Source organism: Ruminococcus sp. OM04-4AA (genome assembly GCF_003462585.1).
Classification (GTDB): Bacteria; Bacillota; Clostridia; order Lachnospirales; family Lachnospiraceae; genus Mediterraneibacter; species Mediterraneibacter faecis.
The window spans coordinates 1-16,995 of record NZ_QTZH01000050.1; the positions used below are offsets into that span (position 1 = coordinate 1).

At 41.8% G+C, this 16,995-nt stretch carries 17 protein-coding genes, 1 other RNA gene and 2 pseudogenes; 2 read left to right on the top strand and 18 right to left on the bottom strand.

Going from position 1 to position 16,995, the window contains the following annotated elements:
- Positions 1 to 474 precede the first annotated feature (474 nt).
- From DXB52_RS12310 to tadA, 7 genes are all read right to left on the bottom strand, one after another.
- The gene (locus tag DXB52_RS12310) at positions 475 to 969 is read right to left on the bottom strand and encodes a tRNA (cytidine(34)-2'-O)-methyltransferase (RefSeq protein WP_118107534.1); all 495 of its coding nucleotides are present in this window, start codon (positions 967 to 969) and stop codon (positions 475 to 477) included.
- A gap of 22 nt (positions 970 to 991) precedes the next feature.
- On the bottom strand, positions 992 to 1,483 hold the full coding sequence (locus DXB52_RS12315) for an AIR synthase-related protein (RefSeq protein WP_181989203.1): 492 nt from the start codon (positions 1,481 to 1,483) through the stop codon (positions 992 to 994).
- Positions 1,429 to 1,986 carry an AIR synthase related protein gene (locus DXB52_RS12320; protein WP_118107538.1) on the bottom strand — a complete coding sequence of 186 codons (558 nt, stop codon included), beginning with the start codon at positions 1,984 to 1,986 and terminating at the stop codon, positions 1,429 to 1,431. The genes DXB52_RS12315 and DXB52_RS12320 overlap by 55 nt, the downstream gene beginning before the upstream one ends.
- A 177-nt stretch (positions 1,987 to 2,163) precedes the next feature.
- Positions 2,164 to 3,906, bottom strand: coding sequence for a B12-binding domain-containing radical SAM protein (locus DXB52_RS12325; RefSeq protein WP_118107540.1), 1,743 nt, complete (start codon positions 3,904 to 3,906; stop codon positions 2,164 to 2,166).
- Between the two features lie 173 nt (positions 3,907 to 4,079).
- Entirely contained in the window at positions 4,080 to 4,565 is a 486-nt protein-coding gene (locus DXB52_RS12330) for a DUF2798 domain-containing protein (RefSeq protein ID WP_118107542.1), read from the bottom strand.
- Between the two features lie 106 nt (positions 4,566 to 4,671).
- An RNA gene (gene ffs, locus DXB52_RS12335) (signal recognition particle sRNA large type) lies at positions 4,672 to 4,933 on the bottom strand.
- Between the two features lie 87 nt (positions 4,934 to 5,020).
- A complete protein-coding gene (gene tadA, locus DXB52_RS12340; protein WP_472520130.1) occupies positions 5,021 to 5,518 on the bottom strand; it encodes a tRNA adenosine(34) deaminase TadA in 498 nt (165 codons plus the stop codon).
- A 93-nt stretch (positions 5,519 to 5,611) separates the two neighbouring features.
- Here tadA and DXB52_RS12345 point away from each other — a divergent pair, with 93 nt between their 5' ends.
- Together DXB52_RS12345 and DXB52_RS17305 are read left to right on the top strand one after the other, a co-directional pair.
- Positions 5,612 to 6,370 (top strand): hypothetical protein, encoded by a 759-nt coding sequence (locus DXB52_RS12345; protein ID WP_118107544.1) that lies wholly within the window; start codon positions 5,612 to 5,614, stop codon positions 6,368 to 6,370.
- Positions 6,283 to 6,552, top strand: coding sequence for a hypothetical protein (locus tag DXB52_RS17305; RefSeq protein WP_472520131.1), 270 nt, complete (start codon positions 6,283 to 6,285; stop codon positions 6,550 to 6,552). The genes DXB52_RS12345 and DXB52_RS17305 overlap by 88 nt, the downstream gene beginning before the upstream one ends.
- 78 nt (positions 6,553 to 6,630) lie before the next feature.
- Here DXB52_RS17305 and DXB52_RS12350 read toward each other — a convergent pair whose 3' ends face one another.
- From DXB52_RS12350 to DXB52_RS12400, 11 genes and pseudogenes are all read right to left on the bottom strand, one after another.
- The gene (locus DXB52_RS12350; protein WP_118107546.1) at positions 6,631 to 7,533 is read right to left on the bottom strand and encodes a hypothetical protein; all 903 of its coding nucleotides are present in this window, start codon (positions 7,531 to 7,533) and stop codon (positions 6,631 to 6,633) included.
- Positions 7,534 to 7,597: 64 nt separating this feature from the next.
- Positions 7,598 to 8,428 (bottom strand): M15 family metallopeptidase, encoded by an 831-nt coding sequence (locus DXB52_RS12355; protein ID WP_117541031.1) that lies wholly within the window; start codon positions 8,426 to 8,428, stop codon positions 7,598 to 7,600.
- A gap of 69 nt (positions 8,429 to 8,497) precedes the next feature.
- Positions 8,498 to 10,117: a bifunctional diguanylate cyclase/phosphodiesterase gene (locus DXB52_RS12360; protein WP_117541033.1), complete on the bottom strand. Its 1,620-nt coding sequence runs from the start codon at positions 10,115 to 10,117 to the stop codon at positions 8,498 to 8,500.
- Between the two features lie 219 nt (positions 10,118 to 10,336).
- Complete coding sequence (gene atpC, locus DXB52_RS12365) at positions 10,337 to 10,711, bottom strand: ATP synthase F1 subunit epsilon (RefSeq protein ID WP_472520132.1); 375 nt, start codon at positions 10,709 to 10,711, stop codon at positions 10,337 to 10,339.
- A 65-nt stretch (positions 10,712 to 10,776) separates the two neighbouring features.
- Positions 10,777 to 12,170, bottom strand: a pseudogene (gene atpD / locus DXB52_RS12370) (F0F1 ATP synthase subunit beta).
- 73 nt (positions 12,171 to 12,243) lie between these two features.
- Positions 12,244 to 13,134 carry an ATP synthase F1 subunit gamma gene (atpG, locus tag DXB52_RS12375; protein ID WP_015527988.1) on the bottom strand — a complete coding sequence of 297 codons (891 nt, stop codon included), beginning with the start codon at positions 13,132 to 13,134 and terminating at the stop codon, positions 12,244 to 12,246.
- A gap of 1 nt (position 13,135) precedes the next feature.
- On the bottom strand, positions 13,136 to 14,653 hold the full coding sequence (atpA, locus tag DXB52_RS12380) for a F0F1 ATP synthase subunit alpha (protein ID WP_118107548.1): 1,518 nt from the start codon (positions 14,651 to 14,653) through the stop codon (positions 13,136 to 13,138).
- On the bottom strand, positions 14,650 to 15,186 hold the full coding sequence (gene atpH, locus DXB52_RS12385; RefSeq protein ID WP_015527989.1) for an ATP synthase F1 subunit delta: 537 nt from the start codon (positions 15,184 to 15,186) through the stop codon (positions 14,650 to 14,652). The genes atpA and atpH overlap by 4 nt, the downstream gene beginning before the upstream one ends.
- The gene (gene atpF / locus DXB52_RS12390) at positions 15,167 to 15,652 is read right to left on the bottom strand and encodes a F0F1 ATP synthase subunit B (protein ID WP_054753251.1); all 486 of its coding nucleotides are present in this window, start codon (positions 15,650 to 15,652) and stop codon (positions 15,167 to 15,169) included. Before atpF ends, atpH begins: the two co-directional genes overlap by 20 nt.
- 61 nt (positions 15,653 to 15,713) lie before the next feature.
- Positions 15,714 to 15,938, bottom strand: a complete 225-nt coding sequence (gene atpE / locus DXB52_RS12395) for an ATP synthase F0 subunit C (protein WP_015527990.1) — start codon at positions 15,936 to 15,938, stop codon at positions 15,714 to 15,716.
- A 42-nt stretch (positions 15,939 to 15,980) separates the two neighbouring features.
- Positions 15,981 to 16,639: pseudogene (locus tag DXB52_RS12400) on the bottom strand (F0F1 ATP synthase subunit A).
- Between the last annotated feature and the right edge of the window lie 356 nt (positions 16,640 to 16,995).

The window sequence follows — 16,995 nt, forward strand, 5'->3', positions numbered from 1 at the left end:
TAAAATTTTTAGATTACTAAATTATTTCTTCTATTTTTTGTTAGTTTATTAAACGTTTTTTGTGTATTTGTATAAATATCTGATTATTCTTTCTCTTTGCGCTCTGTTTATAAGACATCTGATTTTGTACATCTTATCTTCTCGAATTTTGCACATCTTGTTAAGCAAATAGACCATTCCATCTGCGAGAATATAAAACTAGTCAATGAAAATAGGGGGATACTGTTACCCCAAAACTGCAGAAATGCGAAGCTAGTCAACGAATGCAGCAGGATCCGTTACCCAAGAATTAAAGAAATGCGAGATAGGTCAACAACGACAGGGGATACTTTTACCCGAAAATTCAAAAAACACAAAGCTAGTCAATGAATGCAATAGGATCTGTTACCCCAAAACTGTAAAAACAGAAAACAAGTCAAAAAGGAACAGGATCAAACCTTTTATAACTGGATTTGACCCTGTTCCTTTTTCACTTTATTTCCAATGAAGTTCATGCAGTTCTCCACTTAAATTCATCCCTGCGAATCCATTCTGTCGCAGTGCTTCATACAACACAATTGCCACCGAATTACCAAGATTCAATGAGCGGATATCTCCATTCATCGGGATTCTCATACAGTCTTCCTCATGCTCTACAAGAATCTCTTCCGGGATTCCTGCGCTCTCTTTCCCGAACATAATATAGCAATCCGGCTCATAATCTACTTCTGTGTAGACTTTGTGCGCTTTTGTCGTTGCCATATAGATTTTTGCTCCCGGATTCTTTTCAAGAAAATCCTGATAATCAATATAAGTTGTCACATCAAGATCGTTCCAGTAATCCATGCCTGCGCGCTTTAATGATTTCTCATTCAGCTTAAATCCCAATGGCTCGATCAAATGAAGCCTTGTCCCTGTTGCTACACAGGTTCTTCCGATATTCCCTGTATTTGCCGGAATTTCCGGCTCATAAAGTACAATATTTAACATATTTATCGCCTCTTCTATCTTCTTATTCTTCTGATTCTTTTCGCTCTTTCCACCAGCGGCTCAGTTCATCCGGTGCCGGACGATCCAGATAACGGGTTTCTTCTCCATTTACAAGTGTTCTTGCATTCTGTTCTTTTACAAATCCGATCCTTACTGCCGGAACACCTGCATTCTTCAAGCTTTCCAACGTCTCTTCTCCATGCTCTGTCAGCACAAGATAACTTCCGACTGATGTGAGAAGATATGGATTTAACTGAAAGAATTCACAGATTTCCACTGTCTCCTGCTTAAGTGCAAGTTTTGAGAAATCAATCTCAAATCCTGTCTTTTCTGCCTCTGCAAGTTCCCATAATCCGCAGAGTACACCTCCATCCCCACACTGTCTGCTCTTCGCTTCTTCCGGAAGCTTTAAAATCTGTTCCGGAAGTATAAGTGATTCCTTGCAACGCTTTGTTTTTTCTATAAAAGATGGTGTAAATCTTGTACGAAGATCTGCCTCTGCCTCTTCAACCAATCGCAGCGTTCCTTCCAATCCCGTATAGCCGCAAAGGATGATTTCCGTTCCCGGAATCCATTTTTCATCTGCTGTTTTGAATTTTTTTTCACGCCAACAGCAGTAATATGAATCACTGTCTGCAAAACATACTCTGCACTTTCAGCCTGTACACAGGTAATGGCAAGTCCTATCTCCTCACAGATCTCTGTCAGGATTCTCATGATATCTTTTAATTCCTGCTCGTCAGAACTTTCAGGAAACAAAATCTGTACGGAAACCGCTGTTGGTCTGACTCTCTTTGCCGCAAGATCTCCTGCTGATTTAATCACTGCATATTTCACCTGTGCCGGTGCTTTTCCACTTACTGAAGCGCTACTCCAGACAAAATCCTTTTCGTCAGATATCAGTTCAGAACTACTTTCTTCCCACGCAGTTTTTCCTGTTGAATTCCTGTTTCCTTTTTGGATCTGTTTCTTTACAGAACGATTCCAGATCGTCTGCGTTACTCTCCCTGTCCGCATCACACTCTCCTTAGACCAGATATGGAATCACCATCGTTGCAACCATTGCAACAATAACCACCAAAATAATAATTGACACCAAACGTCTTACTTTTTTATCATAAAAATTCATCTTTTTTCTCCATTTCCATTAACAAAACCATATGCAAATATCTTTCTAATGTCTGCAACTCTGTACTAATCCTCTATTATATAAATCGCCGCATCCTGATTCAGCTTATTTCTATGTCTGTAATCAAAAAGATGCAACTTTCCATTCAATCGCTCCAGATGAGTCATCTTTCGCAGTTGGCGACTGTCGTATCCTTCATAATCCTTCAGATACTTGTGCTCTTCTGCCTCTTTCTTATAAAATTCAGACGCTACATCCTTTTCTACTTTGCTCTCTCCAAGAAATGCCGGACGATTCTTCACATTATCTCTCAGGTAAAGATCTAAAGTCATGCTTTCAAGCACCTTCTCTTTAAAATCCGCTTCTTTCTTCTGCACTTCCTCTGAGCAGCTGAATTCTGCTAATTCTGATTCTACAAAGTCCCACAATATCTCATAACGTGCAAGCCTTGAATGATTCAACCCAAACAAGCCTTTCTTCTCATAATAATTGCCCATTTTCTCATACATGGAAAATGCGGATGGAAACAATTCCACAAGAAGCCTCATCGTATGACTAAACTGAAAACTGTTATAGTAAACTTCCACCATCTCTTCCACTTTCTTCAGGCGGATCACATCACTGTATGGAAGCCATTTTGTTGAAAGCACTTCATACGGCGGACGATTCTGGAAAAGAAGTTCATACTCTTTCATCTTCTCATGCATCACAGATCCATGCAGTACTTTCAGAAATCCAAGCTGAAACTGATCCGGTTCCATAGCATAAACTTCATTAAAAGAATGCGCAAAACTATCATAATTCTCATATGGAAGACCTGCGATCAAATCTAAATGCTGATGCACATTTCCTTTCTCATGAATCCTTGCTACCTTATCACGTACTTTTTCCAGATTCATGGAACGGTTGATCTCTTTGATCGTCTGTTTATTCGTTGACTGAATTCCAATTTCCAGCTGAATGAGTCCTGGACGCAAACTCCGAATCAACTCAATCTCTTCCTCATTCAGAAGATCTGCTGCCACTTCAAAATGAAAATTTGTAATCCCTTTATCATGCTCTTTGATATAATTCCAGATTGCCATCGCATGATCATGCTTACAGTTAAATGTTCTGTCAACAAACTTAACCTGTGGCACTTCATGATCAATAAAGAACTGCAATTCTTTCTTCACAAGCTCCAGGTTACGGAATCGAAGACATTTATCAATTGAAGAAAGACAATAACTACAAGAAAACGGACAGCCTCTGCTCGTCTCATAATAAATGATACGGTTCTTGAAATTCTCAATATCCCTATAGACAAACGGTACTTTACTCAGATCCATGATCTGTCGAAACGGTGTCGCAGCAATCTGTTTTTCCTTTTCCCGGAATGTGATTCCCTGAATATTGATCAACTCAGCTGCACCACGACCTTCATAATATGCCACAAGTTCTGCAAAAGTCTCTTCACCCTCTCCGCGCATGATACCTTCTGTCATTGGATATTTTTCCAGAACTTCTCTTGCATTATAAGAAACTTCCGGACCTCCAAGCCAGATCTTCGTATCCGGCAGAATCTTTGGAATCTCCTGTATCAATTGCCCTACTTCTGTCACATTCCATAAATAACAGGAAAGGCAGAGAACATCTGGTGCCTGCTTATAAATATCCATCAAAATCTCATCAAATGGCTGATTGATCGTATATTCAGAAATTGTGATATTGCTGGCCGGATGCTGCTCTTTCGCATATGCGCGCAGGCAATAGACCGCAAGATTTGAGTGGATGTACTTTGCATTCACCGCTGCAAGCAAAATCTTCATCTTTTTATAAACCTCTTTTCCTGTTAATAATGTATATTTGTAAACATTTTCCTTTTTAGGTCTTACCTTACTATTCTGAATGAAGATGTGAGAAATGTCAAGATATGTGAAGTTGTGTATATAATAAAAAGGGAAAGCTATCGTTTACGATAGCTTTCCCTTATTTTGCAGCTTTAATCAAAAGCCACCTCTTCTTTCTGCTCCTCACGGAAAATAACCCCAAATACTTTTCTGACAATCGGTCCTGCGAAGCACAGCTGCCAGAAGAATGCCATTGGGAAATTGAATACTGTTGTCTGGAAACACACAGCAATCATCTGATTTCCTGCATCCTTAAAGAGCAATGTTGCTGCAAGGCTCATCAGCGGGCACATTCCAATGATGGATAAAACGGATATCGCCAGCACGATCATAAACGGATTATCTTTCTGTGGGTTCACGATCATAAATGCTTTCTTCTTTGCAATCGGTCCTACGAGAAAGAAATCCAGAATGAAAGCAATCGGTCCCATGATGATAAGTTCATGGAATGCTGCCAGAAAGACCTCATTACTCATTCCGCCCATATTCAGGGAAATGTTGTAGCAGATCATTGCATAAACCATGACAAAAACCATCATGATTGTGAAAATTACTTCTTGAAACTTATTTTTTGGCATAAAAAAATCCTCCTATCATGATAAGCGTAACAGATTGTGTTGTTCGTTCATCATTCCGGAGGGAATGTATCGTTTCCAATATAAATACCATTCTATTCATTTTTTTACGTGCATTGCGCTTCGAACTTGGCCCACAAGCGTTACCCCGGTAGTTAACTCAGCCCAGGCACCCTCACGGCACCCGAGAGGTTCTGCTTAGTGCTGCTCCGTTCCCGACCTGACACGGTTCACAGAGTCCCGTCGCGTGAGACCCAGACGTCAACGTCACTTTCCGGGGGCAGCCCTGCAGACTGTCGCCCTCTGCGCAATATCACCCCTGCTATAGCGGATTGCAGGTTCAAGGTACCGCTACCACCCCGGCTGCACGGATTATTATTTTACATGATAAATGAATGCTTGTCAAGTATACTGCTCTTTCTTTTGCACAAGATTCCACATGATTTTATACCTCTGTGTTACAGACTCTGTGCTTCTGCTTTTTTCTTCATCTTCCTGGCTTCCCTGAGTTCTCTGAAAAACTGCTTCATCAACTGGCTGCATTCTTCTTCCAATACGCCTGTTGTAAGATCTGCCTGATGGTTAAATGCCTGGATATTCAGTAGATTCAGAATGGAACCTGTACATCCTGCTTTCGGATTCATACACCCGACAACCACTCTTGGTATACGGGACTGGACAATTGCACCTGCACACATCTGACATGGCTCTAATGTCACATACAATGTACATTCTTCCAGACGCCAGTCACCAAGCTTTTTGCTTGCTTTCTTGATTGCTGCGACCTCAGCATGTGCCAGTGGATTCTTGTCTGTATTCCGTCGGTTATAACCGCGTGCAATAATCTTATCTTCATGAACAATTACGCAACCAATCGGGGTTTCTCCCAGATTATACGCTTTCTCTGCCTGTTTTAAGGCCGCACGCATATATTTTTCATCCGTTGTCATCCTCATTTTGTTTCCTTTCGGTTATTGTATAAAAATAGCATTAATATTCCTTTTCATTCTGAATAAACTATATAGAAAAATTCTTTTCAGGGGCTTGCTATGAATCCGGGAAGTTATTATTTATATGAGTACGAATCCTGCTGCCGCCGCAGAAATCTTGGTTTTCTACAAATTTCATCACATAATTATTCTTATCTCTTAACACTTCATGTTAAAAATCTTCCGATTGTCCCTGGAGAACAGTTGGAAGTCCATGCATTTATTCTCGAAAATCAAACACTTACAGGTTCTCCGGTTGCACTTCTTCAGTGCTCTGGTCAGAACTTATCCACACAACTGGTCATTTCCGGGGAACGTTTTCCACATAAAAGAACTCTTAAACACATTGATGGGTTCATTATTTTCTCCATCACCCAGAATCGGCCACAGCATTGGATTGCCTCCGCTGTACCTCTGCCGGATTTTTATTCTTTTTCTGATTGTTCTTTATCAACAGAAGAGATTTTATCCTCTGAACCTGAGAATCCATCCATTTCGGAAGAAGCCGTCATAACAGAAGACACTGTATCTGAGACTGTATCCGAAGCAACATTATCTGACGCTTCTATTGATGACGCTCCTATTGATGACGCTCCTATTGATGACGCTTCTATTGATGACACTTCAACTTTGAATGCTCCAACTGAGGATGCGCTAACCGAGGATGTTTCAGCTGATGATACTTCAATTCATGACGCTTCAATTCAAGCAAAAAAATCACGCACGCAGAAATTTCCACACTTCCACGCAGATTCTGGCCGCTTGCCAACAATAGCTTTCTTCTGCATGGCTGTCATAATTATCATCACCTTCTCCTGATCAAAGAAAAGGATCATCTTTGGCTTGGCGTTCCCGGCCTTTACGATCCCAGAGAAGCACATATGGCTAACTTGTTCGGCTTTCCTCAATTTACCAGTTCTTACATCTCTATTCTGGAACTTACCGAAGATGAATGTGAAAACTCTGAATCTTTCGGTCACTGGTGTCGATACTTAATGTGATTCTTAAAAAGAAAGGAAAAAGATAGAGAAAGGAAGCGTTCACAGCGGATGCACTTCTTTTCTCTATCCATTTTAATTTTAATCCAGATAAATTGGCGGTTCGTAATCCTCTCCAAGAAGTACTTTCTTACGTTCCTGATATCCGAGGAATGCCCATTCTGTCATATCTGTCCATTTATGGTTTGCACGGTCATAAACCTGCACATACCCAATTCTTTTCGGATGCATACGTACGCTGTTGGATTCATATTCTCTTCCTGTGTATGGATTAATGTCTCCAACTTCTTCCTGTACTATTTCTTCCTGTACAGGCTCTTCGTATGTTGCCTCTTCCTGCACCGGCTCTACCGGCTGTGTCTCATAGGATGTAACTTCTGCTTCTTCATATGGTTCTGCTTCTTCCTCTGCCGGCTGATCATAATCTTCCGTATAGGAAACTTCTGGTTCCACAGAATTTTCTTCTTCCTGATCTGATTCCGGCACTTCCTGAAGCTCTTCCTTATATTCCTCTTCTTCTGCCTGAAGTTCTTCTCTGACATCTTCTGTTTGCTCTGCTTCTACTGCATTCTTTTCAAGTTCAGCAAGTTCTTCATGCATATCATAAATCTCACCGATCGTCATGTCACGTTCTTCACCTGTAAGCTGCTGTTCTTCCTTCTCTGTCTCCACCGTTTCCTCTGAAAAGCTCTCTTCCGGCTGTTCCTGTTCATTCCATTTTACTTCCTGCTTTCTGATACGTCCGACTGCACTCTCTGCAATCTCTCCTGACATGATGCTCAGCTGAAACGGACAGCCAAGAATAGACGCGATTAGTCTCATATCCTGTTCCTGAAAATTATCCCTTCCAAGACGCTGTGTTAAATTCTGACGTGACATCTTCTTTCCTGTCTCTTTCTCAATCGTCTCCGCCAGTTCTTTGATCGTCATTCCTTTTCTTCCCAGGACGATTTTCACCTGTTCTCCAAATGTTAAATCTTCCATTTACTTCTCCTCCTTATGTATTATTTATACTTCTCTCTTATCTGTCGATCAGAACGGTTTTTACTTAATTTGCAGAAACATATTCTTCCAAAGTAAGTCCTTTCTCTGTCATCTCTTTTGCAGCATCTACTCCCACATAACGATAATGCCACGGCTCATATATAATTCCTGTAATATTAGATTTATCCTGCGGAAACCGAAGAACAAAACCATACTCTGAACAATGTTCCATCAACCACTTTTGCTCTTCTGTATCTCCCTGTTTCTCATCAAGCTCCCCGTACTTTGTCGATATAATGTCAACAGCAAGACCGGTTGCATGCTCGCTTGTTCCTGGAATTGCAACTGATTTCTTTGTCTCATCATACGCATTTAACGGTGTGTATCCCTGATTGATCCAGTCCTGCATCGTCGTATTAAAGACATCTCTCTGTTTCTCATAAGAACGATATCCTGATGTCACATACATGCTGAGTCCTGCCTTCTTCCCATCATCCAGCATCTTATTCAGACTGTCTGCTATCCTGGAATCTACCTGTTTTCCACCACTTATCTCCGTCAGCTTCGCCGGCACATAAGAAGTATCCAATGGATGCTTCTCATTCACAAGTGCAAGACACCATCTGTCATCATCACTTGCCAGCAACTCTGCAGTATTTTCTGTTACTTCTTCTCTTTCTAACTCTGCCTGCAGTTCTTCGTTCTTCTTTGTCTGCTCCTGTAATTTTGCATTGCTGATTTCCAGCTTCTTTTCCGCTTTTTTCAATGTAATTGAGGAGATTCCTGAAGTAATTGCCACTCCTGCAATTACTCCTGCCAAAACCCCTGTAAGCATTAGTTTCTTTGCTCTGTCTCTGAACAATGCTTTATTCATCTTATTTAATTTCAACTCCATCTGTATTTTTCATCTTATCCTCTGTAATATTTAGAATCTCTTCCGTTTCATTCCCCCCGGCAGATCATCCTATTCCTTCAGATATCGCACTTCAAATGTCTCCACTTTGATCGGTTTATTAAATAATGTTCCCTGTGCATAATCGCATCCTAATTCCTGAAGAACATTCAGCTGGTCCTGTGTTTCAACACTCTCCGCAAGAACAGAACATCCCAATTGATGACAAATATCAATTACGGCCTTTGCTACCACTCTGCTTCTTCTGTTTCCAACCAGATTTGTAATAAGGCTCTCATCCAGCTTCAATCCATCAAAATCCATAATGGACAGAATCGAAAAGCTGGAATTCTTAGCTCCGAAATGATCCAATACTACGCGGACATTCGCTTTTCTGATTTTACTGCATGATGCCGCCAGCATCTCCTGGTTCGTATCTGTATAAGATTCGGAGACTTCTACTTCCAAATATTCGCATAATACCTGATATTTCTCAATCAGCGCACTCATCTGATCCGCAATGTTCTCCTGCCTCAATGTTTCACCTGCAAAGTTTACTGAAATCGGCACCATCTGGATTCCTTCTGTCTCCCACTTATGAAGGATCTGACATACCTGTTCAAATATATAGAGATCGAGATAATGTGACAGCCTTGTCTCTTCCAGAAGATTAATATATCTTCCCGGATCCATAATTCCAAGATCCTTATGATGATATCTGACAATCGCTTCAGCACCTGCAATTTCTCCGGTCTGCACATCAATCTTCGGTACCAGACATACAATAAAATTCTTCTGTTCAATATCCTCTAGAAGATCCTTTTTGATGATTGGCTCATGATGACCTTTACGCAGATTTTTATAATACTTCTTTTTCTCTTCCCGCATCATATTCTCTGCACTGATCACAAGACCATTCACATCTATGTCCACTTTTCCCCAGGCATACCCTACTGAAACAAGTCCCAGACTTATGTTTTCAAGTTTTGTATATGCACCATGTACCTGTTGTGTAAAATCTTCATAGGAAGCGTTCTCTACAAGAACCAGATACTCATCTCCTGTCATTCTGTATACATTACCATTATGGAAATACTCCGAAAGCACTTCACCAACTCTGGTGACAACTTCATCTCCATAATCTCTTCCGAATTCTTTATTAAAATTCTTCAGTCCATTAATGTCTACGGAAAGAGCTCCCAATGTCTTCAATTCTTCCGGTTCCACATGATCCAGATATGCAACAAAACTATTTCTGTTAAGTACTCCTGTCAGATTATCATGATAACTGAGATACTCCTGCTGTTTCTGGAGTTTATGAAGAGCGATTGCCTGCGGTATATACGGAATCACCGTACGAAGCAATCCAACATCACATCCGCCCCGGTGAACTCCAACTGCTGCAAGAATTGCTACTGTATTCTCATCCAGCTGTAAACTCACACTGTAATCGGCCTCTGTTGAATTTGTAATCTCCTGCTTCATCCACTTTGGCTGATGTTCTTCCGGAAGCATCTTTATCTTATCTCTCTGCCATGGAACATTCTCTGCACACCACTCAAAGATGGTCTCAATATCCCCATACTCTTTCTCAATATAGTACACGTATTCTGAATCATAATAATCACGTACCGCACGAAGTACATCATTTACGATTTCTGAGAGAGAACGTGGCTTCTTTCTATCACTCATATCATTTTTCCTCTGTCTTTCTATAATTTTAGACACTCAGATAAGATTATTGTATTATACTACGAATTAAAATGCAATACAAAAAAGTTTCGCAATTCACTTTTAAATGTAAAAAAAGAGGGTGATTTCCCATTCCAGAAAATCTATCCCTCTTTCTCTAATTAAATGATATATCCTGCAGATATTTCTGATTTCTGCACATCTACATGCTCTCGAAATCTATAAATTCCACTTTTTATCCTGTGAAACACGAAGTCGGTTCATCGCTCTTGCCAGAGATGCCTGCGTATGATAATACTGCTGGATACTCTGCTGCTGACGTAACCTTTCCTCTGCACGCTCTTTCTGCTCCTGTGCTCGTCGCACATTGATGTCTTCTGGTTTCTCGGCTGTATCAACAATCAGTGTGACTCGATTGTTTACGATTTCAACAAATCCCACACCCACTGCAATATCTTTCCATTCATCGCCGTCCAAACTCATATGTGCAACTCCGACATTCACAGCGATCACCATATTCTCATGATTTGCAAGAATTCCCTTTTCTCCATCCGGAGCCGGGATGATCAGCTTCTTACAACGACCTCGTAGAATACACCATCACTTGCTATGATTTTCAGACCAAATGTATCCATATGCACATTCTCCTATTTCAACAATTACTCTTCTTCCATCTCTTTTGCCTTGGCAATTACGTCATCAATTGTTCCGACATTGAAGAAAGCATTCTCCGGATAAGCATCCATCTCTCCGTCAATGATCATCTTAAATCCACGGATCGTCTCTTTCAGCGGTACATATTTTCCAGGAATTCCTGTAAATGTCTCTGCTACGAAGAATGGCTGGGACAGGAATTTCTGAATCTTTCTTGCACGCATAACAGTTGCTTTATCTTCATCAGAAAGTTCTTCCATACCAAGGATTGCGATGATATCCTGCAGTTCTTTATATTTCTGAAGAATTGCAATTACCTTGTTAGCTACTTCGTAATGCTCCTCTCCTACAACGTCTGCTTCCAGAATACGGGAGCTTGACTCCAGTGGATCTACGGCCGGATAAATACCCTGCTCAACGATCTTTCTGGAAAGTACGGTTGTTGCATCCAGGTGGGCAAATGTAGTTGCCGGAGCTGGGTCTGTCAGGTCATCGGCCGGTACATATACTGCCTGAACCGATGTTACAGAACCGTTCTTTGTAGATGCAATACGCTCCTGAAGTTCACCCATTTCTGTTGCCAGTGTCGGCTGATAACCTACGGCTGAAGGCATACGTCCAAGAAGGGCTGATACCTCAGATCCAGCCTGTGTAAAACGGAAAATATTATCGATAAAGAGAAGCACGTTCTGATGCTGCTCATCACGGAAATATTCTGCCATTGTAAGTCCTGTCTCAGCGACACGCATACGAGCTCCAGGTGCTCATTCATCTGTCCGAATACCAGGGCTGTTTTCTCCAGTACTCCGGATTCTTTCATCTCTGTCCAGAGGTCGTTACCCTCACGGGAACGCTCTCCAACTCCTGTAAAAATGGAATATCCGCCATGCTCTGTTGCAATGTTACGGATCAATTCCTGAATCAGCACGGTCTTACCTACACCGGCACCACCGAACAGACCAATCTTACCACCTTTTGCATAAGGAGCAAGAAGGTCGATAACTTTAATACCTGTCTCAAGGATCTCTACTACCGGGCTCTGATCCTCGAATGTAGGCGGCTGTCTGTGGATTACCCATTTTTTAGAATCTGTAATCGGCTCTCCGTTATCAATTGTCTCGCCGAGTACATTAAATAATCTTCCAAGTGTCTGCTCGCCGACAGGAACCTGAATACCGGCTCCTGTTGCAGTAACTTCCATATCTTTGCAAAGTCCTTCACTTGCAGCAAGCATCAGGCAGCGCACCTCATTATTTCCAAGGTGCTGTGCAACCTCCATGATGCATTTCTTTCCATTATTATCAACTTCAAGAGCATCTTTGATAAAAGGAAGATCACCGTTTTCAAACACTACGTCAACGACAGGTCCCATAACCTGTACAATTCGTCCTTTATTCATGTTCTCTCTCTCTTTCTATATTTCAGTCATTACAAACTGCAACAACCTGCTGTCTGTAACGCATCTCGACATTTTAACTCTTCTTCTGCTGAGCTCTTGCGCCGGCACAAACCTCTGTGATCTCCTGTGTGATCGCAGCCTGTCTTGCTCTGTTATAGAGGATTGACAGATCTTTGATCAGATCCTGTGCACTGTCTGTTGCTGACTTCATTGCCATCATACGGGCATTATGCTCACTGGCATAAGCCTCAACCAGACATCCGTAGATCATACCGTTGATATAACTTGGTACAATACTGTTCATGACATCCATAGGAGATGGATTTAGTTCGATTTCCTCACGATACATATTCAAAGGCATCTTCATTTCGCCAAAGTCCCCTCTCTCGAGTGGAAGAAGTTTTAACACTTCTGCCTCTGACTGAACTGCATTTTCCATTCGTGTATATACTACGTAAACTTCATCCAGCTCATGATTGTTAAACTGATCCAGAATAACCGCTGAGATGTCACGGGCACGATGCATGGTCGGCTTCTGAACTGTGTAACGGAAGTTTGTATCAATATCTACATCCTTCTTTGCAAAATAATGACGTCCAAGCTCTCCCACAACAAAAAGCTTATGCTGACCCGGCTTGGAAAGAATCTCTTCCTCAAGCTTCACAATATTGTGATTGTATGCACCGGCCAGTCCCTTGTCCGCCGTGATAACGATCGATCCAATCTTACGTTCCTCTGCCGGAATGTTTTCCCTCTTGTTGAAATAACTATGATGTAATTCTGGTAGATGACGTAAAATACGGCTGATCTCACCCTGCAGCGCATAGAAATATGGTTCTGTATCTGCCAGCTTCTTTCTCGCCTGTGTCAGTTTGGAAGAAGAGATCATATACATTGCATTGGTAATCTTCATTGTGTCTTTGACACTGTTGATTCTGCTCTGTATCTCTCTGATATTTGCCATATTAACACCTGCTCTTCTTGAATTCCTTCGCTGTCTCTACGATCTTGTCGATCAGTTCCTCTGTCAGGACTTTCTTCTCTTCGATTTCCTGACCGATTTCCGGATGCTCTGTCTCGAACATCTGAAGCATATCATACTGGAACTGTTTGATTTTTGTCTTCTCAACACCTAAGAGTACTTTATGTGTTGCTGCACACAGTGTAATTACTTTCTCCTGCAAGGAAAGTGGATGATACAGTGGCTGTTTCAGAAGTTCCATCAGACCACTTCCATATTCCAGTTCTTCCTTCGTAGCTGCATCAAGATCTGAACTGAACTGTGTGAAGACTTCCATCTCACGATACTGCGCCAGATCGATACGAATACTTCCTGATGCTTTCTTCATTGCTTTTGTCTGAGCTGCACCACCAACACGGGATACGGAAAGTCCAACGTTGACCGCCGGTCTCATTCCTGATGCGAAAAGTCCACTCTCCAGGAAGATCTGTCCATCTGTAATGGAAATAACATTCGTCGGAATATATGCTGATACATCTCCTGCCTGTGTTTCAATGATCGGAAGTGCTGTGATAGAACCTCCGCCCATCTCATCACTCAAACGGCTGGATCTCTCCAGAAGTCTTGAATGCAGGTAGAATACGTCTCCAGGATATGCCTCACGTCCCGGAGAACGTCCAAGCAGAAGAGAAAGTGCACGGTATGCAACCGCATGCTTGGAAAGATCATCATAAATGATCAGTGCATCTTTTCCCTTGTGCATAAAGTACTCTGCCATAGCAGTTCCTGCATATGGTGCAATATACTGAAGCGGAGCACAGTCACTTGCTGTGGAAGATACGATGATCGTATAATCCATTGCTCCGTGTGTCTGTAATGTGTTAACAACTTTGGCTACTGTAGATGCTTTCTGTCCGATTGCAACATAAACACAGATCACATCTTTACCTTTCTGATTCAGGATCGTATCCAGTGCAATGGATGTCTTTCCTGTCTGACGGTCTCCGATGATCAGCTCACGCTGTCCACGGCCGATTGGGAACATTGCATCGATGGAAAGGATACCTGTCTCAAGCGGAACGCTTACTGACTTACGATCAACAATTCCAGGTGCCTCATTCTCGATTGGGCGATAGTCGTCAGATTTGATCTCACCTTTTCCGTCAATCGCCTCACCAAGGGCGTTGACAACTCTTCCTACATAAGCGTCTCCAACCGGAACGCCTGCTTTCTTTCCTGTACGGGCTACCTTTGTGCCTTCACGGATTCCTGTGTCACTTCCAAGAAGGATACATCCGATCTCATTCTTACGAATATCCTGTACCATTCCCTTAAGGCCGTTTTCAAAAGTAACGATTTCCCCGTACATGGCGTGATCAATCCCGTAGATTGTGGCGATACCATCGCCGACAGTAACAACAGTACCTACTTCACTGTCCTTACTCATTGTATCAAAATTCTCTATTTCTTCTTTCAGGATAGAAATAATTTCATCTGAATTGATTGAACTCACCTTGTTCACCTCCAGGTCAATCTTTGTTCTAATCTGTTCAGGCGTCCTTTCATACTCCAGTCATACTCATCACTGCCAACCCGGAGAATAAATCCTCCAAGCAGTGCTTTGTCCTGACGGACTTCGATTTTAGCACTCTTTGCGCCATATTTCTTACAAAGGAACGCCTCCATTCCTTTTTTCTGTTCCTCCGTCGGAGGCTGAATACATGTCAGAACTGCGTTCAGAACCTGATTCTGTTCATCACAGTATCTGTCATATGCTGTGAAGATATCTTCGATCAGATTCATTCTCTGATATCTGCACGCTACTTTAAGGAAATTTCTTATCTCCTTTGGAAATACTCTGTCTACCACATTCATTTTTTTCTGAAGTTCAATGGTAGGATTCGCGAAAATCTCGTGAAGCTGCGGTACTTCCTCAAAAATCTCACGTGTTTTCTGTACAGCTTCTTTTGGGACACCTACTTCATACAGGACACGTGCATATCTGATTGCTGCCATCGGGCAGTAAATCTGACTCTTACTTGTCTGTGTCTTCATCTGTCCCACCTACTTCTCCCAAAAACTGGTCATAAATGTTCTGCTCTTTGTCTCCCACGATCTTCTCAGCGGATGCCATAGCCAGTCCTGCAATCTGAGTCTGAAGATCTTTCATTGTCTTCTCACGCTCAATACGTACATTCTCTTTTGCAGCTTCCAGAAGATCTCCGGCCTTGCTTCCTGCTTCACTTACGATGCGGTCATACTCTGTCTTAGCCTCTGAGCGTGCCTTCTCAACAATCGCTGCTGATTCAAGCTTTGCTCCCTTTAAAGCATCTTCATATTCCTGTTTCATCTTCTGCGCATCACTCTGTGCATCCTGTGCACCCTGAAGACCATCTGCGATCATCTGTCTGCGCTTCTCCATGATATCACTCACCGGTTTGATTAGAAAATGTCTCAACAGGAGGAAGAGAACAATAAGGTTGATAATGGTATAGACAAGGTTCATATTTAACTGAAGCACCTTTTACACCTGCCTTTCCTGTTATCTGCTTCCATCATTTTCATAAGATTCTTTTCGTTTCTTATTTCAGGAAGAAGATGATCAGGATACCAATGATGAAACCGTAGATAGCTGTTGCCTCTGCAAGAGCACATCCAAGGATAAGGTTCTTACTGATCTTGCTTTCTGCCTCTGGCTGTCTTGCGATAGCTTCTACTGCTTTACCTGTTGCATGTCCGATACCGATACCTGCTCCGATACCTGTGAATACTGCGATAGCTGCTCCAATAGCAATAAGTGTTGACATAATTTTAATCTCCTTTTCTTTTCAATAGAATGTGTTAAGTTCTTACTCCATCTCTTCATTCATAAACAGAGATGTCAGGAATACAAATACGTATGCCTGAAGTAGGCCGTCGAAAATATCAAAGTAAAAACTGATTGGAATCGGAATGATCAGTGGAACGATTGCTTTCAAAAGTTCCATGACTACGAATCCTGCCAGCATGTTACCAAAGAGTCGCATACAAAGCGACAACGGCCGGATGACGATTTCCAAAATCATGATCGGTGCTACAATTGGAATCGGCTGTGCAAAATGCTTTGCCCAATGTCCGAATCCATTCTTGCGGATACCTGAGAATTCAATGAGACACATACTCATGATTGCCAGGCTGCCGTCACGTTCAGATCTTTCGTCGGAGGCTTAAAGCCAAACAATGGTGCAATTGTGTTTGAACAGGCGAGATATAACAGAACCGTAATCAGATACGGTACATAGCCCTTGTTCTCTTTCCCAAGTACTCCGACAAAGAAGTCCTCAGCGGCGCCGATACCGGCTTCGAGAGCCAACTGCACTTTTCCGGGATTCTCAACCTTTAAGTTTCTTACCAGGATAATGGATGCTATCACAAGCACTGCCATGATGATCCAGGTAACTACTACAGATTCATTGATCCCGCCAAGAACCGGAAGTGTGAACACTGTCTCACAATTCAGTTCTTCCATAAGATTGTCTGCCAGATTTCCCGTATTGCTCCCTCCCTTTCTACCTAATGTATATTGCTGTATTTTGTCACTTTTCGTATACAGCATGGCAAATGTTACTGCTTATAATCGCATTAAAACGTCATGTTCTCCGAAAAGTTGACTAAATATTACTCCCATGTTTTCTCTTTGTCAACGTTCCACTTCAACAAGTTAAATTCATAAAAAAAACACTTTTTTTATTTCAATTTGCTCTTTTTTTATTCTACGTTTTGTCTATTTTTTATTACTTTTTTAACCGTTTTTCTCTCTCATTTTTGAACCGTTTTTCTCTCTCATTTTTGAATCCGCTCTTTTTTTATGCGCATTTTCCACAA